The following is a 21,656-nucleotide window of genomic DNA, read 5'->3' on the forward strand; positions in this document are numbered from 1 at the left end:
CCGCGGCGCGGGCGGGGGCGTGGACGAACGGCCCCGCCCGCGCCGCCGACCGGCCTGCCCACAGAAGGACCGCGCCATCGATGAACAGCACCGCACCGATACCGGACGCCCCCGCGGGGTCCGGCGGAACGGGACCCGGCACCGTGCCGTCGCCCCCGCCCGGAGCGACGGGCCCACGCGGGCACGGCCCGCGCTCGCAGCAGTGGGCCGCCTGGGGCTTTCTGACTCCCGTCGTGATCTACCTCGGGGCCTTCTACGCCTACCCGCTCTACCGGAACCTCGACCTGTCGCTGCGCGACTACACGGTCCGCTCCTTCGTGCAGGGCGACGCACCCTTCACCGGCCTGGCGAACTACCGCAAGGTCCTCGACGACCCGACCTTCCTGCCGGCCCTGGAGCACACCGTCTTCTTCACCGGCGTCTCCCTCCTCTTCCAGTACGCGCTCGGGCTGGCCCTGGCGGTCTTCTTCGCACAGCACTTCCGGCTGTCGGCCACGCTGCGCGCGCTGTTCCTGGTGCCCTGGCTGCTGCCGCTGATCGTGTCGGCGTCCACCTGGTCGTGGATGCTCAACAGCGAGTCCGGGATCGCCAACACCGCGCTGGGATGGCTGGGGATCGGGCCGGTGAACTGGCTGACCTCGCCCTCGTGGTCCCTCGCGTCGGTGACCATCGCCAACATCTGGATCGGGATCCCGTTCAACCTCGTCGTCCTCTACAGCGGCCTCCAGGCGATTCCCGCGTCGCTGAACGAGGCTGCGGCCATTGACGGGGCGAACGCCTGGCAGCGCTTCTGGCGGGTGACCTTCCCGCTGCTGCGACCGGTCTCCGCGATCACCCTCCTGCTGGGCCTGGTCTACACGCTCAAGGTCTTCGACATCATCTGGATCATGACCAAGGGAGGTCCCAGCGACTCCTCGACCACCTTCGCCACCTGGTCCTACCGGCTCGGCTTCGGCAATCTGCTGCCGGAGTTCGGCCCCGGGGCCGCGGTGGGCAACCTTCTCGTCGTGATCGCCCTCGTCTTCGGCCTGGTGTACATCCGCGCCCAGCGAAAGCAGGAGGTCAGCGCATGAGCGCCCACGCCGACACGGCCGCACGTCCCGAGCGTCCCGTCCGTCCCGGACGTGAGCCACGCCGCCGGCGCGTCACGGCAGGAGGCGGATGGAGGACGGCGCTGGGCCTGCTGTTCACCGGCGTGATGCTCTTCCCCGTGTACTGGATGGTCAACGTTTCCCTGACCCGCGACCAGGACATGCGCAAGACCCCGCCGGACCTCTTCCCCCGGCACATCACGCTCAAGGGCTACCGCGAGGTGCTCGACCAGCAACTGCCTTACCTCGGCACCAGTCTGGCCATCGGACTGGGCACCATCGCGGTCACCGTCCTCCTCGCCGCACCGGCCGGTTTCGCGCTGGCCAAACTGCGGCCGCGCGGCGGAGGGCTCGTCAGCTTCCTGATGCTCGTGGCCCAGATGATCCCCGGGATCATCATGGCGATGGGCTTCTACGCCATCTACCTCAGCCTGGGGTTCCTGCACTCGGTTCCCGGCCTGATCGTCGCCGATTCCACCCTGGCCGTGCCGTTCGCCGTGCTCATCTTCACGGCCTTCATGTCCGGCATCCCCGCCGAACTGCTGCAGGCCGCGAGGGTGGACGGCGCCGGATCGCTGCGCGTCTTCTGGTCCATCGTGCTTCCGATGAGCCGCAACGCGATCATCACCGTGTCGCTGTTCGCCTTCCTGTGGTCCTGGTCGGACTTCGTCTTCGCCAGCACCCTGGACAGCGGCGGCGCCCACCAGCCCATCACCCTGGGCATCTACCACTACATCGGCAACAACAACCAGGAGTGGAACGCCATCATGGCCACCGCGGTCGTGGCGTCACTGCCGGCCGCCGTGATCCTGGTCCTCGCCCAGCGGTACGTCGCCGCCGGCGTCACGGCCGGAGCCGTCAAAGACTGACGGCAGGCTTCTCCACGCCGTGTCTTGGCTGAAACGCCCACATCCGAGAAGGATCGAGTTCACACCGATGACCCTCACCCCGGACCGCAACGCCTTCGCGATTCAGGAGATACCTTTCAGCCGCCAGGGATCATGGTTCAACATCTCGCCGGTCCTCTCCCAGCACACCCGGGCCGAGGACCTGCATCTGGTCTCCCACCAGAACGGCATGCACGCGGTCCTGCGCTTCCTACCGCTCCATCCGGACACCGGTGAGCGCGCGGAGACCGTCTGGAAGGCGACTCCCACCACACTGGACTGGGAGTCCGACGGCGGCCGGATCTCGCTCGTCTACGAGAGCCCCGACACGGTCCGGTTGCGCGGTGAACACCTGGGCCTCGCGATCACGCCCGCGGACCGGGAGCTGACGCCCTTCACCGGCACCTACCTCTACCGCGACCCCGTCGACGGTTCCCACCAGTTCACCTCCTACGAGACGGGCCGCCGCTACCGCATCACCCTCCTGACGGGCGTGATCGCCGCCGCGGAAGGACTGGAGGGGCTTGCCGGCGTCGAACGCCGACTGGTCCTGTCCGGCCTGGCGGGCTGGGAAGCCGTCATCGAGGAGATCGACAGTGCACGGCAGCCCTACACCGCCCCGGCGGACTTCGACGCCGCGGCGGTCTCACACGCCGGGTCCTTCCGCGAGTTCGCCGACGCGGTGGCTCCGCTGCCTGCCGCCACGGCACCGGCTGCCGAACTGGCGGCCTACGTCCTGTGGTCGGCGACCGTGCGTCCCGCCGGATTCCTGCGGCGCCCTGCCGTCCTGATGTCCAAGCACTGGATGGACAAGGTGTGGAGCTGGGACCACTGCTTCAACGCCCTCGCGCTGGCCCCGGGCCTGCCGGATCTCGCGTGGGACCAGTTCCAGATCCCGTTCGACCACCAGGACGAGACCGGAGCCCTGCCGGACTCCATCACGCACTCCGAGGTGCTGTACAACTTCGTCAAGCCGCCCATCCACGGCTGGGCACTGCGACGGCTGCGCGAACGCCTCCCCCGCCCGCTGGGGCCCGGCGAGCTGGGCGAGACCTACCGGCGCCTCGGGCGGTGGACCGACTTCTGGCTCCAGGCCCGCACCGCACCCGGGGAAAGCCTGCCGCACTACCAGCACGGCAACGACAGCGGCTGGGACAATGCCACCGCCTTCGACGACCGGCGGGTGCTGATCACCGCAGACCTGGCGGCCTTCCTCGTCCTCCAGCTGGCCGAACTGGCCGTGCTGGCCGACGACCTCGGGGACACCGAGGCCGCCGCCCGGCACCGGGGCAGGGCGGACGGCCTCCAGGACGCGCTGCTCGCGGACCTGTGGTCGGGCGACCGGTTCCACAGCCGCTCTCCCCTCTCCCCTGACCCGTCCACCAGCCGCAGCCTGCTGGACCTCATGCCGATCGTGCTCGGCGAGCGGCTCCCGCGCGACATCGGCGACCGCCTCGCCGAGCGAATCGCCTCGCACCTGACGCCGCACGGCCTGGCCACCGAGCACATCGACTCGCCGCACTACGAATCGAACGGCTACTGGCGCGGCCCCATCTGGGCGCCGGCCACCGTCCTCATCGAGGACGGCCTGCGCAGGAGCGGCCACACCGACCTCGCCGACGACATCAGCCGACGATTCCGTGCCCTGTGCGAGAAATCCGGCTTCGCCGAGAACTTCGACGCCCTCACCGGCGAAGGGCTGCGCGACCGCGCCTACACCTGGACCGCCGGCAGCTACCTGCTCCTTGCCGACGACCACCACCGGCGTACGCGGGCAACGCCGCCGCTTTAGCACACCAGGGCCGACATCGCGGGAGCGTTCAGCAGCGCCGCTATCGGACGCCTACGGCTGACACCCGCACCTGCCGCGGGATCCTCCTCCGGATTCGGGCCACAGGTAAGACCTGCGGCAGATACGTGCCAACCCGTCTCCGGCGAGGATCGCCTGCGACGGCGGACTATGGGAGCGCTCCCATAGACGGTAGTGAGTTGGAGGCGATTCGACAAGACTCCTGCCACCGGCGGCCTCCTGCGGTGCGCCTGACCAGGGCCGCACCGCAGGAGGCCGCCGCGTCCCGAACCGCTCGGGAGCGGACCCGTGGGGGCCCTGCGACCTGAGGGGCCTGTCGCGGCAAGGGTTGACACCGCACACCCCGGGGTGCAAAGTGCCGTCGTCGGAGCTGACCCGTTTACCGCAGACAGGCATGTGCGGCATCGTGTTAGCGCTAACACCCGCCCTCGCGCCGCCCTTGCCCACCCCCCACTGCAAGGAGAACCCCGCGTGAACACCCGAGATCCGCGACCGCCCAGAGATCGCACCGCGCGATATCGAGTCGGCCCGTGTCCGCCGGTGGAACCCTCGCCGACGGTGTCACCGTGCGAGCCGGCCTCGCACGTCCCCGGCTGAGAGCACACACGCACGGAAGCCACCCTCCTTCCATGCGTCACCGGTGACTGCGGTGTCCGGCAGAACGGCCGCTGTGTCGACCGACACGGCTCGCCGTGACCGCCTCTCGCCGTCACTGCTTCTTGCCGTCACCGTGTCCGGGCTCTACCGGGCCGATCACCGGCACGGCATGTGCAGGACCTCGACCGCCGCCACGTCGCCGCGGAGCCGGACCATGCGCACGGCTCCGGCTGCGGCTGCGGCTGCGACGTCGCGGCCGACGGCAGCTGCGCCACCGCGTCTGCCGCTCCGCGCTGCGCAGAGGTCGGCCTGCCCTGACGAGCGAACGCCTGCGAAGCGCCAGTGATCCGACATCGCCTTTCCTCCGAAGGCACCCGATGCGGGCTCTCGGAACCGGACACAGCAGTCCGAGCCCGACCGACCGTCTTTCGAAGCTCCACCGACTCGACATTCCGGAGGGACCCGTGCGCAGATCCGCGCGTATTTTCCGTCACCCCGTCCTGCTGGCCGCTGCCGGGACCTTCGCACTCCTGGGGACAAGCGTGGGGATGATCCCCAGCGCCTCGGCCGCCGTCACCGCGTCGGTCTCGGTCAACGCCGGAACGAAGCTCGCGACGATCCCGACCACCGGCGTCGGGACGAACGTCGCGGTCTACGACGGGAACATGAACGGCTCCGCCATCCCCGGACTGCTCAGCGCCGCAGGCATCAAGACCGTGCGCTACCCGGGTGGCTCCTACGCCGACATCTACCACTGGCAGACCAACACCACCGAGGGCGGCTACGTCGCCCCCAACACCGACTTCGACACCTACATGGGCACGGTGAAGGCCGCCGGCGCCCAGCCCATCATCATCGCCGACTACGGGTCGGGCACCCCCCAGGAAGCCGCGGACTGGGTGCGGTACGCCAACGTCACCAAGGGCTACGGGGCGAAGTACTGGGAGATCGGGAACGAGGTCTACGGCAACGGCGAATACGGCTCCAACTGGGAGACCGACAAACACTCCAGCCACAGTGCCACGACCTACGCGACCAACCTGCTGCAATACGCCTCCGCCATGAAAGCCGTGGACCCGACCGTCAAGATCGGTGCGGTACTGACCACACCGGGGAGCTGGCCGGACGGCATCACCGGCCCCGGTGACACCCAGGACTGGAACCACACCGTGCTGTCCATCGCCGGCTCGAAGATCGACTTCGTCATCGTGCACCACTATCCGACCGCGACCAGCCAGGCAGACCTGCTGGGCAGGCCGAAGGCCGAGATCCCGGGCATGGCGAGCACACTGCACTCGCTGATCAATCAGTACGCGGGCGCCAACGCGGCCAACGTGGGCATCGCGGTGACCGAGGCCAACGCCACCTCCTACAAGGACACCGCGCCGAACGGCCTGTTCGCCCCGGACGAATACCTCACCTGGATGGAGAACGGCGCCTTCACCCTCGACTGGTGGGACATGCACAACGGCACCGACTGCAGCAAGGTGACCACCGTCGAGGGCGCCACGGACTACGACGACTACGGGATGCTCTCCAGCGGGGCGTCCTGCGAACCGCCGCTCAACACCCCGTTCGCGCCCTACTACGGCACCCAGATGATCACCAAGCTGGGGGCTCCCGGTGACACGCTGGTCCAGACGGGCAGTTCGGCTTCGCTGCTGACGGCGCACGCGGTGAAGCGGTCGAACGGCGACGTCGACGTCATGCTCATCAACAAGGACCCCAACAACGCCGCCACCGTGTCCCTGTCCTTCAGCGGCTTCGCCCCGTCCTCGTCCACGCCCACGGTGTACACCTACGCCAAGAACGCCGCCTCGATCACCTCCGCGGCCACGGGAACCGCCGCATCCCAGACCGTACCGGCCTACTCGATCGTCGTCGTGCAGCTGCACCCCGCCACCGGGACGACCACCGGCGGCACCACCACCGGGACGACGACCGGGGGCACCACCACCGGGTCCACCACCGGCGGCACCACGACCGGGACGACCACCGGCACCACCACGGGTACGACGACCGGCGGCACCACCACCGGGACGACGACCGGGGGCACCACGTCCGGGTGCACGGCCACCTACACCACCACGAACTCCTGGTCCGGCGGCTTCCAGGGCGAAGTCAAGGTCACCGCCGGCAGCACCGCCGTCAACGGCTGGACCGTGCGTTGGACCCTCGGCAGCGGACAGACCATCACCCAGGTCTGGAACGGCACCCTGACCACCAGCGGATCAACCGCAACCGTCAAGAACGCCACCTACAACGGCTCGCTCGCACCCGCCGCCTCCACCACCTTCGGCTTCCTCGCCAACGGCACACCGAACACCCCCACCCCCACCTGCACCAGCCCCTGAGGTGTACCGATATGTGAGCGCTCACAGCATGTCCCGGCGGCTCTCGGCGCCTGTCGCGGAGCCACCTGTCACCTCGACCGGCCATGTCCGGCAAGCGCCGCTCCGTGCGGCAACTCCCCCACACGACCCTCCAAGGAGGACGCTGATGTCGTCATCAGCAACTGCCTGGCTCTCACACCACGCCAGACGATGGGCACTCGCCGCTTGCGCGGCCGTGGCTCTCGTGGCCGGACTGCTCGTCGGTGGCACGACCACTTCGCAGGCGGCCGATACCCAGCCCTGCGACATCTACGCGTCAGGTGGCACGCCCTGCGTGGCGGCGCACAGCACGACGCGGGCGTTGTACTCGTCGTACAACGGGCCTCTGTACCAGGTCAGGCGTTCCTCGGACAACAGCACCCGCGACATCGGGGTGCTGAGTGCCGGTGGTTACGCCGACGCGGCCTCGCAGGACTCCTTCTGCTCCGGGACCTCGTGCGTGATCACCGTGATCTACGACCAGTCCGGGCGGAGCAACAACCTGACCCAGGCGCCCGCCGGCAGTGCCGCCGGCGGCCCGGACAACCTCGCGAACGCGACCGCGGCGCCGACGATGCTGGGCGGGCACAAGGCGTACGGCGTGTTCGTCGCCCCCGGCACCGGCTACCGCAACAACCACACCAACGGCATCGCCACGGGTGACAACCCCGAGGGCATGTACGCGATCTTCGACGGCACCCACTACAACGGCGGCTGCTGCTTCGACTACGGCAACGCCGAGACCGACAGCCGCGACGACGGCAACGGCACGATGGAAGCCATCTACTTCGGCAACATCAAGGTCTGGGGCTACGGTTCCGGGAACGGCCCGTGGATCATGGCCGACCTGGAGAACGGCCTGTTCTCCGGCGTCAACCAGCACCTCAACTCCAACGACCCGACCATCAACTACCGCTACACCACCGCCATCATCAAGGGCAAGCAGAACCACTGGGCCATCCGCGGCGGCAACGCGCAGTCGGGGAACCTGTCGACCTTCTACGACGGGGTACGCCCCAACGTCTCGGGCTACAACCCGATGAGGAAGCAGGGCGCCATCATCCTCGGCACCGGCGGCGACAACAGCAAGGGCGCCCAGGGCACCTTCTACGAAGGCGTCATGACCTCCGGCTACCCGACGGACGCCACCGAGAACGCCGTCCAGGCCAACATCACCGCGGCCGGATACGGGTCGAACACCGGGGGCACCACCACCGGCGGGACGACCACCGGCACCACGACGGGCGGGACGACCACGGGCGGGTCCACCCAGGGCAGCACCGGCGGCACCTCAAGCGGGTGCACGGCCACCTACAGCACCACCAACTCCTGGTCCGGCGGCTTCCAGGGCGAAGTCAAGGTCACCGCCGGCAGCACCGCCGTCAACAGCTGGACGGTCACCTGGACCCTCGGCAGCGGACAGACCATCACCCAGGTCTGGAACGGCACCCTGACCACCAGCGGATCGACCGCGACCGTCAAGAACGCCTCCTACAACGGCTCGGTCCCACCCTCTACCTCAACCACCTTCGGCTTCCTCGCCAACGGCACACCGAACACCCCCACCCTCACCTGCACCAGCGCCTGACACGGAAGCGCGGGTGAGTGCTCCGGCACTCACACACGGCCTGGAGCCGAAGCAGCAAAGGCCCAGCTCCGGGAGCAGTCCGTCGAGATCCGGCCGGCAACGGCCGACCCGTTCAAGCGATGAAGCGCGATCCGCATCACCCGATGGCCGGGCGGTCCCGCCCCGCACAACAGGCAGGACCGCCCGGCCCTCTCCAGCAGACGAGGAAGCCCTATGAAAAGAACTCTGACCGCTCTCCTGCTCGGCGTGACGGCAGCGTTGTGCGTCCCCGCCATCGTGTCGACGCCGGTCTCGGCGGCGCCCGCGGCGTCCACGACCCCTCTGAAACTGATGCCCCTCGGCGATTCGATCACCTGGGGAGTCGGAAGCAGCACGGGCAACGGATACCGTGCCGCGCTGCACGACGAACTCACAGCCGACGGCCACCCTCTCGACTTCGTCGGTTCGCTGCGCGGTGGCAGCATGTCCGATCCCGACAACGAAGGGCACTCCGGCTACCGCATCGACCAGATCGCCGCCCTGGCCGACGCAGCCCTGGCCCGCTACCAGCCCGACGTGGTGACCCTGGAGATCGGGACCAACGACCTGAACGGCAACTACCAGGTCTCCACCGCCACCACACGGCTCCGATCGCTGGTCGACCAGATCACCCACGACGTCCCGAACGCCACCGTACTGGTCGCCTCGCTCGTCGTCTCCACAAGCGGAACGGAGGAGCGGTACCGCACCGCCTACAACCAGGCCATCCCCGGCCTCGTGCAAAGCGAACAAGCCGCAGGCAAGCATGTCGGCTACGTGGACATGGGCGCGGTGACCACCTCGGACCTCTACGACACCCTGCACCCGAACGACACCGGCTATCGGAAGATGGCCGACGCCTTCCACAAGGGCGTCCAGACCGCGGACAGTGCCGGATGGCTCGGCGGCGGGACCACCGGCGGCACCACGACCGGGGGCACCACCACCGGCGGGACGACCACCGGCGGGACGACGACCGGGGGCACCACGTCCGGGACGACGACCGGGGGCACCACGTCCGGGTGCACGGCCACCTACACCACCACGAACTCCTGGTCCGGCGGCTTCCAGGGCGAAGTCAAGGTCACCGCCGGCAGCACCGCCGTCAACGGCTGGACCGTGCGTTGGACCCTCGGCAGCGGACAGACCATCACCCAGGTCTGGAACGGCACCCTGACCACCAGCGGATCAACCGCAACCGTCAAGAACGCCACCTACAACGGCTCGCTCGCACCCGCCGCCTCCACCACCTTCGGCTTCCTCGCCAACGGCACACCGAACACCCCCACCCCCACCTGCACCAACGCCTGAGAAGAGAGAGCCATGACATCACTGCAGGACGCATCGAAGAGCGCAGGACCGAAGTCCCCGAGCCGGAGGTCTGTGCTGGTGGCGTTGGGGGTGCTGCCGGTCCTTTCCGTCGCGTTGCCGCATTCCAGTGCGGCAGCCGCGGCGGCGGCCGTGGTCGTCGACCCGTCCGCGCGGCGGCAGACGATCCGGGGCTTCGGCGGTATGAACCACCCGGCCTGGGCGGGTGACCTGACAGCTGCCCAGCGGGACACCGCCTTCGGGAACGGCACCGGCCAGCTGGGATTCTCGATCCTGCGCATCCACGTCGACGAGAACAAGGCGAACTGGGGTGCGGAGGTGGCGACCGCGCAGCGGGCGGTGGCCGACGGGGCGATCGTCTTCGCATCGCCGTGGAATCCCCCTGCCAGCATGGTCGAGACGTTCACCCACGGGAGCCAGACCGACGCCAAGCGCCTGCGGCACGACATGTACGCCGCCTACGCGCAGCATCTGAACGACTTCACCGCGTTCATGAAGAGCAACGGGGTGGATCTGTACGCCATCTCGATCCAGAACGAGCCCGACTACGCCTCGACGTGGACATGGTGGACCGCGAGCGAGATCGTCACCTTCCTGCGCAACAACGCCGGCTCGATCAGCACCAGGGTCATCGCCCCGGAGTCCTTCCAGTACATCAAGAGCATGTCGGATCCGATCCTCAACGACTCCACAGCCCTCGCCAACATGGACATCCTCGGCGCCCACCTCTACGGCACGGCGTTCTCGAACTTCCCCTACCCCCTGTTCCAGCAGAAGGGGCAGGGCAAGGAACTGTGGATGACCGAGGTCTACTACCCCAACAGCACCGACTCCGCCGACTTGTGGCCCGCGGCACTCGGCGTCGGGGAACACATGCACCACGCGATGGTGGACGCCGAATTCCAGGCGTACGTGTGGTGGTACATCCGGCGCAGCTACGGCCCGATGCGCGAGGACGGGCAGATCAGCAAGCGGGGCGCCATGATGGCGCACTTCTCGAAGTACATCCGCCCCGGATACGTGCGCATCAACGCGACCTCCAACCCCCAGACCAACGTGTACACCTCGGCCTACACCGGTGGCTCCAAGGTGGTCATCGTGGCCGTGAACAAGGCGACCGGCGCGGTCAGCCAGCAGTTCACCCTGGCGAACACCACGGCGACCGGCCTGGCCTCCTACGTCACGGACTCCAGCAGGACCCTCGCGACCCTGAGCGGGCCCAGCCTGTCGGGCGGCACCCTGTCCGCGACGCTCCCCGCGCAGAGCATCACCACCTTCGTCGTCACCGTAGGCACCTCCGGGGGAACGGACACCACCGCGCCCACCGCACCCGGCACCCCCACCGCCGGCGCGGTCACGTCCACCTCGGTCGCTCTGAGCTGGGGAGCCTCCACCGACAACACGGGTGTGACCGGCTACGACGTGGTGCAGGTCAGCGGCAGCACCGAGACCACCGCCGCGACCTCCACCACCACCGGAGCCACCGTCACCGGTCTGAGCGCCGGCACCGCCTATACCTTCGCCGTCTACGCACGCGACGCGGCCGGCAACCGCTCCACCCGCAGCGGCACCGTCACCGCCACCACCAGCAGCACCGGCGGCTCGACAGGCACCTGCGGGATCGGCTACCAGGTCACGGGAAGCTGGAGCGGCGGCTTCCAGGGCGAGATCGTCATCAACAACACCGGCAGCGCCGCACTCACCGGCTGGACCCTGGCCTTCACCTTCACCGCCGGCCAGACCATCACCCAGATGTGGGGCGGCACCCCCGCACAGAGCGGCAGCAGCGTGACCGTGACGCCGGTGGACTACACCCGCACCATCCCCGCCGGCGGCTCCGTCAGCGTGGGCTTCCTCGCCAACCAGGGCAGCACCAACCCCGCCCCGACCACCTTCACACTCAACGGCGGCACCTGCACCACCACCTGACCACCAGCGGTGCTGTACAGAGCGCCGGCCCGGCACCCTGTACAGCACCGCAGCCGTGTGCGCGGGTCCGAAGCCTGCCGGGGCACCCGTATAAGGCTCTGACCAGTAGGAATGCCGGACACATGCCGGCCTTGGGACGGCCTGGCCAGCGACCCGGTGGGGTGAGACAGCTCTTGCGTCACGTCGATTTGCTGACAAACTGGAAACGGAGCCAGAAAATCCCCCACTTGCCGGAGGGAGTCGATGGCATGGGCGGCCCCGAGGAGGACGGCCGGGGAAGCTCCGCAACTGGACCGGTCGCAGGGGCGGAGATCGTGGTAGACGCGCGCGGTCGGATCGTTCACTGGAGCGAGCAGGCCGAAAAGCTCCTCGGCTACCGGTCTTCGGCGGTTTCGGGGCGACCTGCCGCCGAGTTCTTCGTGGCGCGGGACCGGGGGGACGGTGGAGTGGCCGGACTCCCGCAGTCGGGCACGGAGGCCGTCCTCCGTTCCAGCGGCGGCGCCGGTATTCGCTGCGCGGTGCGGATCCGGCCGACTCCCGCGGGAGAGCGTGGTGCCTGGTCGGTGGACCTCACCCCGGTGGCTTCGGACGCGCACGAAGTGGACGACGCCACTCTCGAAGCTCTGTTCCAGGAATCCCCCATCGGGCTCGCGGTCTTCGGTCCCGATCTCCGGCTGCGGCGTTACAACCCCTCGGCGGAGAACCTGAAGGGGATATTCACGCCTCAGTCCCTCGGTCTCCGCCCTTCGGAGATATGGCCTCGGTCCAACGCCGCTTCGCAGGAGCCTCTGCTGTCCGACCTGCTGGCGACCGGAAAGCCCATGATCGGCTTCGAGAAGCGCGGCTACCCGCCCGACGACCCCGACCACGAGTACGTCTTCTCGGCGTCAGCCTTCCGTCTCCACGATCGCGAGGGCCACGTGATCGGGTTCGCCAGCACAGCGTTCGACATCACCGCACGACGGCTGGCCGAGGAGCGGCTCGCGCTGCTGGCACGGGCGAGCGGCACGGTGGGCTCCACACTCGACGTCATGCGCACCGGCCAGGAGTTGGCCGACATCGTGGTGCCTGACTTCGCGGACGCGGCAGCGGTGGATGTGGTCGACTCGGTGCTGCACGGCAGGGAGCCGGATCCGGGCGGGAACGTCGAATCCGACTTCCGGAGAATCGGCCTGCGGTATTCGCCCGGCGTCCCGGCAGCCGCCGACGACCGTCCACTCGGAGCCGCGGTCTTCCCTTTCCCGTCGTCAGCCGTCGACTGCCTGACCGAACTGGCGCCATCACTCGGCTCGGACGAAGGGCCTCCGCAAGGGGATCCTGTCGGCGGGACGATACGAAGGAACCTCGTCGTGCCCCTGTGCGCCCGCGGGGTCAAGCTCGGTGTGTTGGCCTTCTACCGGTACGGCCGCGCATTCGACGAAGGCGACATCCTCACCGCGAACGAACTCGCGACGCGTGCGGCCCTCGCGATCGACAACGCCCGTCGGTACACCCAGGAGCACACCATCGCTCGGGCCCTGCAACTCGACCTGCTCCCGAGTCGGTTGCCTCGTCAAAGCGCGGTGGAGACCGCCCACCGGGTGGTCGCCGCCGGGGCCGGCACGGACTGGATGGATGTCATCCCCGTCTCGGGTGCCCGTGTCGCGCTGGTTGTCGGTTCCCTGAAAGGCGCGGGTCTGTACGCGGCTGCCGCCATGGGGCGACTGCGCACTGTCGTGCACGCGTTGGCCGCGCTCGACCTCAGCCCCGACGAAGTGCTCGCCAGACTCGACGCGCTCGTGAGCCGCATCACGCTGGAGCGCGGCTCAGGACCGCACGGCGAGACCGATCAGCTCGACGGAGCCTTGGCAGGGGCCACTTGCCTGTACGCGATCTACGATCCGACGTCGGGTCAGTTGACGCTGTCCAGCGCGGGGCATCCGGTCCCCGCCGTGGCACCGCCCGACGGGGAGCCGTGGACGACCGAAGTCCCGGTGGGTGGCCGGCTGGGGAGTGGGCACACCGAGTTCGGCACTGTCACGGTGGACGTCTCACGCGGCAGCACGCTGGGTCTCTATACGCCCGGCCTACTGGCATCGTCCGGCGTCGACGAGTTCCTGGGCCTGATGGCCGCGCTCGTTTCGTCCCCGGGCACACGGACCCTGCAGATTCTCGGCGACAAGGCCATCGGCGCACTGCTGCCCGAGCACCCGGACCGCGATGCGACCCTCCTGCTGGCCCGGACCCATATCCTCGGCGAGGACCAGGTCGCCACATGGGACCTGCCGAGCGATCCCGCCGTCGTCGCGACGGCGCGCACCCTCGTGGACCGGCAGCTCACCGCCTGGCATATCGACGAGCTCAATTTCCCGTCCCAATTGATCACGAGTGAACTCGTCACCAATGCGATCCGGCACGGGAAGGACCCCATCACGTTGCGTCTCCTCCGCGACGAAGCCCTGATCTGCGAAGTATCCGACGGAAGCACGATCGCCCCGCACCTTCGTCACGCAGCGATCAGCGATGAGGGCGGGCGTGGCCTGTTCATGACGGCAGAGCTGACGCAACGCTGGGGCACGCGGTACACAGAGCGCGGAAAGACGATATGGACCGAACAGGACCTGCCCGTTCAGGGGTGAGCGAGAGAGGCGGCCCGGACCGGATGGGGACCGTCCGGCACCGCACAGCGGTGCCGGACGCCACCCTGCGCCCGGCCGCCTCACCCTCGGCTCAGGCGGGGGTGGTGTGGACGAAGGCGCTCACTGCGGCTGCGAACTCCTCCGGCTCTTCCAGATGGCCGAGGTGCCCGCTGTCCTCGAGCAGGACCATCCGGGATCCGGGGATGAGCGCGTGGAGTTCCTCCGCCCATCGCGGCCCGCAGATCACGTCGTACCGTCCGGCGACGACCAGAGTCGGCACCGCGAGCGCCGGGAGGGCGGCCCGGTCGTCGATGAGGTCGGGCTCCCCGTCCTCGCCGAGGGAGGAAATGTACGTGCAGGTGATCGTCTCGCGCAGCTCGCGGAACGTCTCCTCGCGGTCCCAGTAGTGCGCGAGGTAGACCGGCAGGAGGGCGCGCAGCGCCGCTGTGATCCGCTCGTCGTCGGTGGCGCTCCCAGCCGCCTGCAGCCCGGCGAGGGCCTCGGGCAGGCCGGGCCGGTCCTGGTTGCGGTCGACGAACTCCGCGACCTTGGCGGCGGCCTCCGCCATGTGCTCGGGGCCCGTCACCGGGGCGCTCTCGTACAGCACCAGGCCCCGCACGCGGTCCGGGTGGTGCAGCGCCGTGTGCTGGGCTACGAAACCGCCGTGCGAGTGGCCGAGGAGAAAGACGCGGCGCAGCGAGAGCCGGTCGAGCAGGCCCACCAGGCTGCGGGTGTAACGGGCTCGGGTGTAACCGTGGGGGTGCGTCGGAAGGCGCTGCGAACCGCCGGAGCCCAGCGGCTCGACGTACACCATGGTCAGGAACGTCTCGAGCGCCGGCGCGCGCAAGGACTCCCAGCTCACGCCCGGCCCGCCGGGCACGGCAAGGCAGACCGGACCGGAGCCGTACACGTGGTAGCGCTGGCCCAGGTCATCCACCTCGACCTCGTGGGCACCCGGCGACAGCAGGTTTTCGCGCCGATCGCTCTTCATCGGTTCTCCCTTGTGGGTAGTGCTGTTCACACCCACAAGACGAAGCGGATCCGGGGAAGTTCGATCACCGGGAGGTGACGCGCGCCACAGTCACGCGGCCGGTGTCCCGGCGTCCGGACTTCCGCCGCCGGGGGCGTGGAAGAGCCGCAGCTGGTGCATCCGCCCGTCCTTCATGGACATGAGCCACGCGACGGCCGGCGGGCAGTGCCCCGGCCTGTCCGGCGGATTCACCAGCTCCATCTCCCAGATCGTCGTGTCCCGGCTGGTGACGGCACCGACGAAGCGCTGGCGCACCCCCGCTTCGAGGTCGCCGGCCATGCCGCGGACGAGGAAGCCCCGGTCGCCCACCCGCTGCCGCCCCACGTAGTAGCCGGCGTCCGGCGTCCACCGCTCGGCCACCAGTTCCGCGAAACGTCCCTCCTCGGCCGCGGCCAGCGTCGCTGCCGCGTCCCGGGCGGTCGCCCTGGCCAGCGCGCGGGCGTCGGCATGCGCCGAGTCCGCGGTCGCCGCCATCGACTGGGCCAGCTTCCGCCGGGCCTCTGCGAGCCTGCTGCGCACCGTCCCGACCGGTATTCCGCACAAGGCGGCGATCTGCTCGTAGGAGGGGGTCCGGGGACTGAAATGCCTGAGCATCACGGTCATGCGCAGAGCAGGGGACAGTTCGTCGATCGCCTGCCATATCCAGTCGCGTGTCCAGTGCCGGTCGACGACCTTCTCGGGATCCGTCTCGGCCACGGCCACGGCCAGGTCCGGGAGCGGTGTCGTCGGTGGAGCCGAGCGCAGCCGGGAGCGGCAGACGTTGCGCACGACCATGCGCAGCCACGCACCCACGGATTCCGGCTGCCGCACGTCGGCGACGTGCCGCAGGGCGATGAGCGACGCCTCCTGGACCGCGTCCTCCGTGTCGGGCCGGTTGCCCAGCAGGCTCAGCGCCACGGCGTGCATACCGGCCCGGTGGCGCTCGATCAGCGCGCCGACCGCGGCGACCTCGCCGTCACGCGCGATGCTCAGGAGCTGCGCGTCGGTCGGGTCGCCGGCCTGGGCGGTTGCGTAAGGCGGGAACATCAGGGCGGATCACCTCGTTCGGTCGTGCCGCGGGCGGAGCCGCTCGGCCGCGGCGTGTGCGAGCGCGGTTCCGGCCGCGCTCTCATACGGCGCCGGGCGGGCTCGCGGCGGCCGCGTGCGCGTCGTCGGCGGATGGTCCTCCGGCGGGCTTCGTCGCGGCTTCTCCCACCGCGGTGAGGATCCGGGTCGACAGCCCCGTCCCCGACGTGGCTCGGGCAAGCAGTATGCCGCCCACGAGGGTGGCCAGGGCCGCCAGCCCCGCGTTCCCGGGCGCTATCCACGCCGCCATCTCCTCGACGCCCGCGGCGTAGGTCCCCCTGTGCTCGGGGTGGCGCGCGGTGTCGCCGGCGAAGCCGGCGGTGGGGCAGCCGCCGCCGGGGTCGTCACGGTGCTCGACGGAGAGGTAGGACTCGACCAGCGACCTCCATGCCGCTCCGTGGTCGCCGGCGACCTCGTCCAAGGACACCAGATCCCGGATGTTGTCGGCAAGGCCCTTGGCGATCGCCTCGTCGACGAGCGCGGACTTCGAGGCGAACTGCTTGTAGAAGCCGCCCTGGGTGAGGCCGATCGACTGCATCACATCGACGATGCCGACCTCGGCGACGCCCCTCTCCCGTATCAGGCGGGAGGCGGCCTCCACCACCCGCTCCCGGTTGGCCTTCGCTTCCGCTTGTGAGACGCGGCCCATCACTCACCCTTCGTAGCCCCGACGGTCACCTGGCATACGGGTACCGCCGCGAGGCTGGTGGCCGGTGTCCGCGATGGTAAGGCCTGCTCTTCCCGTTGCTCAGTCCCGGGACCCGGATGCCGCCTGGACGGCAGCCCTGACCTGCTGGGCGAATCCCCGCACCGTATAGCCCTCGGGGAGGCTGTCGATCAGCACGAGGTCGGCGATCGAACTGTTGACGCGCAGGGGCCGGATCGCCTGGTATTCCGGCGAGTTGTACCAGGCGTCGGCGGCGGCACGGTCGGGGAACTCCATGAGGACGACCAGGCCCGGCCACGCCCCTTCCACGACATCGGCCTCGCCGTTGGCAAGCCACCTGCCGCCGTAGGGCTGCACCGTGGCCTCGACCTGTTCGAGGTAGGACAGCCCCGCCTCGTTCGGGACGCCGCCGGGGATGCGGAGGTGGTTGATCAGGTATGTGCTCATGTCGGTCCCTTCACGGAGCTGCTCGGTCGGGGGTCCCTCCACGCTCTTTAAGATTATACGTGTCATCCATTTTCCGCCAGCTGCCCCCTCGTCCGCTGCTCCGCTGCCACGCCACCGTCGCGTTTGAGTGGCGGCCGGCCGACTCTGCCGGCCTCCTGGCGTCGGGGAGGAAGGGGGAGGGGCGTGCAGCCCCTCCCCCGGGGTCCAGCCGACGGGCCCCTCAGTTCGGTCTCACCTCGGCTTGCTCACGGTGTGAGACCGAAGGCCCGGGTGATGGTCTGAGTGACGCCGCCGCCACTCCGCTGCCCGGCGGTGACCCGGAGCGAGACGTACTGCGCTGCGGACGGCGCGGTCAGCGACGCCTGCCAGGTTCCCTTCTTCTCCTTCAGTTTCTGCGGGTGCCAGGTCTTCCCGTCGTCGTAGGAGACGTCGAGCAGGACCGAGGAGACCGTGTCCTTCGCGGAGGATTCGCCGACCACCGTGGGCCTGATGGCGATGTCCGTCCTGTGCTTCGCCCGGCCCTGAAGGTCGAGGTCCGTCTCGTAGTCCAGCTGGGCCAGGGGGATCGGCTGCGGTTCGGTGACCGCGCCGGAGGTGAACCGCCACTCGGTGTGGGTGGTGGAGGAGTAGGGGCCGCCTCCCAGGTCGCCGGTGGTGTCGACGACCAGCCGGTACGGAAGCCTCTCCGGTGCCAGGTCGCTGGCGCCGACGCTGGGGAAGGGGGTCTCGGTCAGCTCCCGGTCGCCCTGGTACAACGAGGTCATCTGCCTGGCCGTGCCGTTGTGCGCGGATCCCGCGTCACCGCCCCCGTCGATGTCGGCGAAGAGCGTCCCTTCCGGGAAGCGGTGCAGAAGGTCGTCGCTGAGCAGGCGCGGCCGGGTGACGGGACCGAACCAACGGTCCTCCTGCTCGCTGCCCGGCTTGTAGGTCACCGTGTCGGTGTGCGTCGTGTACGAGTCCACCGCGCCGAACTCCTGCCACCGGACACCGTTGGTGGAGACCCAGTCGGTGCGCGTCCCCGGGGCGACAGGCAACGCCGGGAACGGAAGGTTCACGGCGCCCGCCCACTGAAGCCCGGACTCGCCCGGCCACCGGTAGGGGGGATAGTCGTTCCGCTTCTCGACGCCGGCCTGGCCGGGGGCCGCCCTGAAGTCGAGACCGATCCGGGCGAGGTCGCGGGAATCGGTGTCGGCGGAGGGATCCTCGGGCACCGCGCCGATGTGGTAATCGGCCAGGTCGTACAGGTAAGCGGGCGTGGCATGAACCTCCACCGCCAGTTTCACCTGCTTCTTGCCGACCTTGGAAAGCTCCTTGATCAGCTCCTCGCCCTCGTCCAGGGTCACCGACGCGACCGGGACCGGCCCGGTCGTCCTGAAGTCCGGCTTGCCGTACCACATGTCGCCCAGGCGGCCGGATTCCTTGTTGACGACCACGAGCATCGCGGCGCCGGCCTCCGCGGCCGCCGCTTCCTGGTCCGTGGAGACCACGTCGCCGAGGCGCACGACCACGGCCTTGCCGCGTGCGGACAGACCGGCGTAGGCGGCCCGCGAACCGTCTCCGGCGAAGACGGCGTCCAGGTGGGAGGTGCCGTCAGGCAGCGCCTCGGTGCCGGGTTGCAGCACCGCGTCATCGAGGTGTTGTCCGCCGTACGACACCGCCAGTGGCGCCTGAACCGCGCGGAGCCTGGTGCCGAAGGCGAAACTGCCCTTCTTCACCTTGCCCTTGGTCGGCAGAGCCCACAGGCTGTCGTAGGCGACAGGGGGGAACACCGCGTCGAACATGTCCTCGGCGGCCGGGTCGGGCTCGGTCGAGGTGAAGGAGCGCCAGACGTCGACCCTGCTCTGGACGACGGCGGTCGGCTCGGGTGTCGCCACCTTCACCTGGCGGGCCTGCGAGGCGTCGAGCACCACCGTCCGGTCGGACGTCAGATCGACCTCCGGATCGATGAGCACGGCCTCCCCCAGCGAGTGCGGCCCGTGCAGGCCCCGCACGTCCGCATAGCTGCGGAGGGTGTACGTGCCGGGGATCCAGCGGCTGGTGAGCGTCCCGTCCTCGGGTACATACACACTGGAGTCGACACCGTTGTCACCCGTGATCAGAACCCCACCGCTCATCGGCCGGCCCGAACGGTCCTTCAGTTTGATGGTGAGGTTGCGCTTCTGGGGCTCGACGGAGACGCCCGCGACCGTGTGCAGGGTGACGCGGCCGGCCAGACCGCGGCCGCTCGCCACGACCTGTGCGGAGTACTGACCCGGGGCGAGCCCCTCCGGGTCCACCACCAGCTCGGTCCGCGCGGTCCCGTGCGCCGGCACGGTGACGTGGCCGGCGCCCAGCGCGAAGGCCGTCGCGGGAGAGCTGCCCGCGTCGACGGAGAGATCCAGCCCGAGAGGGCTGCCCGTGACGTTGGTGTAGGTGATCTCGCGCGAGATCGGCCGGCGGTCAGCCTTCGGCGACCAGGAGACGAGCCCCGCGTCCACCGCACCGGTGGCGAAGGCCTCGGCGTCGTAGGCGGCGGGCAGCTGCACCCGGCCGCTGCCGGCCTGGTAGGGGGTGTAGTCGGGGGTCCGCGTGCTGGTGCTCATCAAGGTGTTCTTGATGTCCTGCGCGGTCCACTCGGGATGCTTCTGCGCCAGCAGAGCAGCGGCCCCGGCGACGTGCGGCGTCGCCATGGAGGTGCCGTCGAGGGACCTGTAGTAGTCCTCGCTCCCGTCGTTGAGGTAGTGCGAACGCGCCGCCAGCACACCCACACCGGGCGCGGTGATGTCGGGCTTGAGGGCGTCGTCGAGCAGACGCGGCCCGGCGCTGGAGAACGCGGCGAGCTTGTCGGACTGGTCCACCGCACCGACGGTGAGCGCGGCGTCCGCGGTCCCCGGCGCGCCCAGGGTGTAGGCGTCGGGGCCTCCGTTGCCCGCGGCGACGACGAAGAGCGCTCCGGTCTCGGCGCTCAGCTTGTTCAGTGCCTGGCTGACCGGATCGTTCTGGCCGTGCCGGGTCGAGTCGCCGAGACTCATGCTGATCACCTTGGCGTGCTCGGTCCGTGCCGCCCACTCCATGCCTGCGATGATCCAGGAGTCCTGCCCGTACCCCTGGTTGTTGAGGACCTTGCCCACCAGCAGATCGGCCTCGGGGGCGACGCCCCGTTCCGTGCCGCCGGACGCGGCGCCGGTCCCCGCGACGGTGGAAGCGGTGTGGGTGCCGTGCCCTTCCACGTCAGCGGTGCTCTCGCCCGGGATGAAACTCCGGGACGCCACGATGCGCTTCGCGAAGTCGGGATGCTCGGCGTCGATGCCCGTGTCCAGGACGGCGACGCGGACCCCGGCGCCGGTGCCTCCGGCAGCCCAGACAGCGGGGGCACCGATCTGCGCCGTGGAGTCGGCGAGGGTGGCCTTCGCCTTGCCGTCGAGCCAGACCTGGTCGACGCCTGCGGCGAAGGGGGGCGCCACCGCGGTGTCCGGTGTGCCGCTGTCCCGGTCCGTCGACGGCTTGACCTGGTGCCGGGCCGGACCGGTGAGCGCCGACCAGAAGGCGGCAGCCTTCGACCGGTGGGTACGGACCGCTTCGCCGTGGACGGCGGGAAGGCTCAGCGTGGTCTCGGTGCCCGGAAGCGCCGCGTCGGGCTCCTGGGTGGTCCTGCTCTTCGCGGCACCGTCCGCGAGGGTGGCTGAATCCTTCGTGTGGGTGAGGATCAGCGGGAGTTCACCGGTGTGCTTGTCGTCATAGCCCAGGGATATGAGCTGGGTGACGTTGAAGAGCTCCTTGTCGAGCCGGCCGGCCGCGACGTAGGCCGTGGCCTCGTCCGGGTACACATAGGTGCTCGCGCCCTCGGTGGAGACGCGAACCGAGCCCGTCGCACCCGGTGCGCGCTTGACGCTCACCTCGGGAGCCGTCCCGGCGGCTCCCGGAGTCACCGTCACCGTGTCGCCGGTGATCAGTGTCACCGTGGCCGGTGCGTGGGGCGTGCTGTCGCTCGCGGCCGTCGGCGCTGTGGGCGATTGCGTAAGTGCAGCAGCACTGTGGGCCGTGAGAGGTGGCGCTAGAGCGACGAGAAGGACGACGCCCGCACACATCGCGTGTCTTCGGGCATGGGAAAGCCTCACAGTGACTCCGGAGTTGATGAACGCTGAACGATCAGCCCTGCGCGGAGTAATGTACTGGCCTTGAGTTGGCTAAATTCACACCAAGTTGACACGTAGTCGACGTTGTTTCCG

13 protein-coding genes are annotated in these 21,656 nt (G+C 69.5%); 8 read left to right on the forward strand and 5 right to left on the reverse strand.

The window, feature by feature from the left end; genetic code table 11:
• The first annotated feature begins 80 nt into the window (after positions 1 to 80).
• From OG900_01620 to OG900_01655, 8 genes are all read left to right on the forward strand, one after another.
• A complete protein-coding gene (locus OG900_01620) occupies positions 81 to 1,073 on the forward strand; it encodes a sugar ABC transporter permease (protein ID WUH88954.1) in 993 nt (330 codons plus the stop codon).
• 125 nt (positions 1,074 to 1,198) lie between these two features.
• Entirely contained in the window at positions 1,199 to 1,960 is a 762-nt protein-coding gene (locus OG900_01625; protein WUH95582.1) for a carbohydrate ABC transporter permease, read from the forward strand.
• A gap of 67 nt (positions 1,961 to 2,027) precedes the next feature.
• A complete protein-coding gene (locus OG900_01630; GenBank protein ID WUH88955.1) occupies positions 2,028 to 3,770 on the forward strand; it encodes a trehalase family glycosidase in 1,743 nt (580 codons plus the stop codon).
• A 1,163-nt stretch (positions 3,771 to 4,933) separates the two neighbouring features.
• Complete coding sequence (locus OG900_01635) at positions 4,934 to 6,739, forward strand: cellulose binding domain-containing protein (GenBank protein ID WUH88956.1); 1,806 nt, start codon at positions 4,934 to 4,936, stop codon at positions 6,737 to 6,739.
• Positions 6,740 to 6,884: 145 nt separating this feature from the next.
• Complete coding sequence (locus OG900_01640; protein ID WUH88957.1) at positions 6,885 to 8,345, forward strand: cellulose binding domain-containing protein; 1,461 nt, start codon at positions 6,885 to 6,887, stop codon at positions 8,343 to 8,345.
• A 213-nt stretch (positions 8,346 to 8,558) separates the two neighbouring features.
• Entirely contained in the window at positions 8,559 to 9,674 is a 1,116-nt protein-coding gene (locus OG900_01645; GenBank protein ID WUH88958.1) for a GDSL-type esterase/lipase family protein, read from the forward strand.
• Between the two features lie 12 nt (positions 9,675 to 9,686).
• Positions 9,687 to 11,621, forward strand: a complete 1,935-nt coding sequence (locus OG900_01650) for a cellulose binding domain-containing protein (GenBank protein ID WUH88959.1) — start codon at positions 9,687 to 9,689, stop codon at positions 11,619 to 11,621.
• A gap of 248 nt (positions 11,622 to 11,869) precedes the next feature.
• The gene (locus OG900_01655) at positions 11,870 to 14,239 is read left to right on the forward strand and encodes a SpoIIE family protein phosphatase (protein WUH88960.1); all 2,370 of its coding nucleotides are present in this window, start codon (positions 11,870 to 11,872) and stop codon (positions 14,237 to 14,239) included.
• 91 nt (positions 14,240 to 14,330) lie between these two features.
• Here the strand turns inward: OG900_01655 and OG900_01660 are convergent, their stop codons facing one another.
• The 5 genes from OG900_01660 to OG900_01680 form a co-directional block, all read right to left on the reverse strand.
• Positions 14,331 to 15,230, reverse strand: coding sequence for an alpha/beta hydrolase (locus OG900_01660; GenBank protein ID WUH88961.1), 900 nt, complete (start codon positions 15,228 to 15,230; stop codon positions 14,331 to 14,333).
• Positions 15,231 to 15,320: 90 nt separating this feature from the next.
• The gene (locus tag OG900_01665) at positions 15,321 to 16,295 is read right to left on the reverse strand and encodes a sigma-70 family RNA polymerase sigma factor (protein ID WUH88962.1); all 975 of its coding nucleotides are present in this window, start codon (positions 16,293 to 16,295) and stop codon (positions 15,321 to 15,323) included.
• Positions 16,296 to 16,377: 82 nt separating this feature from the next.
• On the reverse strand, positions 16,378 to 16,983 hold the full coding sequence (locus OG900_01670; GenBank protein WUH88963.1) for a TetR family transcriptional regulator: 606 nt from the start codon (positions 16,981 to 16,983) through the stop codon (positions 16,378 to 16,380).
• A gap of 99 nt (positions 16,984 to 17,082) precedes the next feature.
• On the reverse strand, positions 17,083 to 17,448 hold the full coding sequence (locus OG900_01675; protein ID WUH88964.1) for a DUF1330 domain-containing protein: 366 nt from the start codon (positions 17,446 to 17,448) through the stop codon (positions 17,083 to 17,085).
• Between the two features lie 245 nt (positions 17,449 to 17,693).
• Entirely contained in the window at positions 17,694 to 21,386 is a 3,693-nt protein-coding gene (locus OG900_01680) for a S8 family serine peptidase (protein WUH88965.1), read from the reverse strand.
• Positions 21,387 to 21,656 lie beyond the last annotated feature (270 nt).

It is taken from the genome of Streptomyces sp. NBC_00433, assembly GCA_036015235.1.
GTDB lineage: Bacteria > Actinomycetota > Actinomycetes > Streptomycetales > Streptomycetaceae > Actinacidiphila.

Coding starts and splice junctions, on each gene's coding strand:
- OG900_01640 (WUH88957.1), top strand. CDS start 6,885: ATGTCGTCATCAGCAACTGCCTGGCTCTCACACCACGCCAGACGATGG.
- OG900_01650 (WUH88959.1), top strand. CDS start 9,687: ATGACATCACTGCAGGACGCATCGAAGAGCGCAGGACCGAAGTCCCCG.
- OG900_01660 (WUH88961.1), bottom strand. CDS start 15,230: ATGAAGAGCGATCGGCGCGAAAACCTGCTGTCGCCGGGTGCCCACGAG.
- OG900_01625 (WUH95582.1), top strand. CDS start 1,199: ATGCTCTTCCCCGTGTACTGGATGGTCAACGTTTCCCTGACCCGCGAC.
- OG900_01635 (WUH88956.1), top strand. CDS start 4,934: ATGATCCCCAGCGCCTCGGCCGCCGTCACCGCGTCGGTCTCGGTCAAC.
- OG900_01665 (WUH88962.1), bottom strand. CDS start 16,295: ATGTTCCCGCCTTACGCAACCGCCCAGGCCGGCGACCCGACCGACGCG.
- OG900_01675 (WUH88964.1), bottom strand. CDS start 17,448: ATGAGCACATACCTGATCAACCACCTCCGCATCCCCGGCGGCGTCCCG.
- OG900_01645 (WUH88958.1), top strand. CDS start 8,559: ATGAAAAGAACTCTGACCGCTCTCCTGCTCGGCGTGACGGCAGCGTTG.
- OG900_01630 (WUH88955.1), top strand. CDS start 2,028: ATGACCCTCACCCCGGACCGCAACGCCTTCGCGATTCAGGAGATACCT.
- OG900_01655 (WUH88960.1), top strand. CDS start 11,870: ATGGGCGGCCCCGAGGAGGACGGCCGGGGAAGCTCCGCAACTGGACCG.
- OG900_01620 (WUH88954.1), top strand. CDS start 81: ATGAACAGCACCGCACCGATACCGGACGCCCCCGCGGGGTCCGGCGGA.
- OG900_01670 (WUH88963.1), bottom strand. CDS start 16,983: ATGGGCCGCGTCTCACAAGCGGAAGCGAAGGCCAACCGGGAGCGGGTG.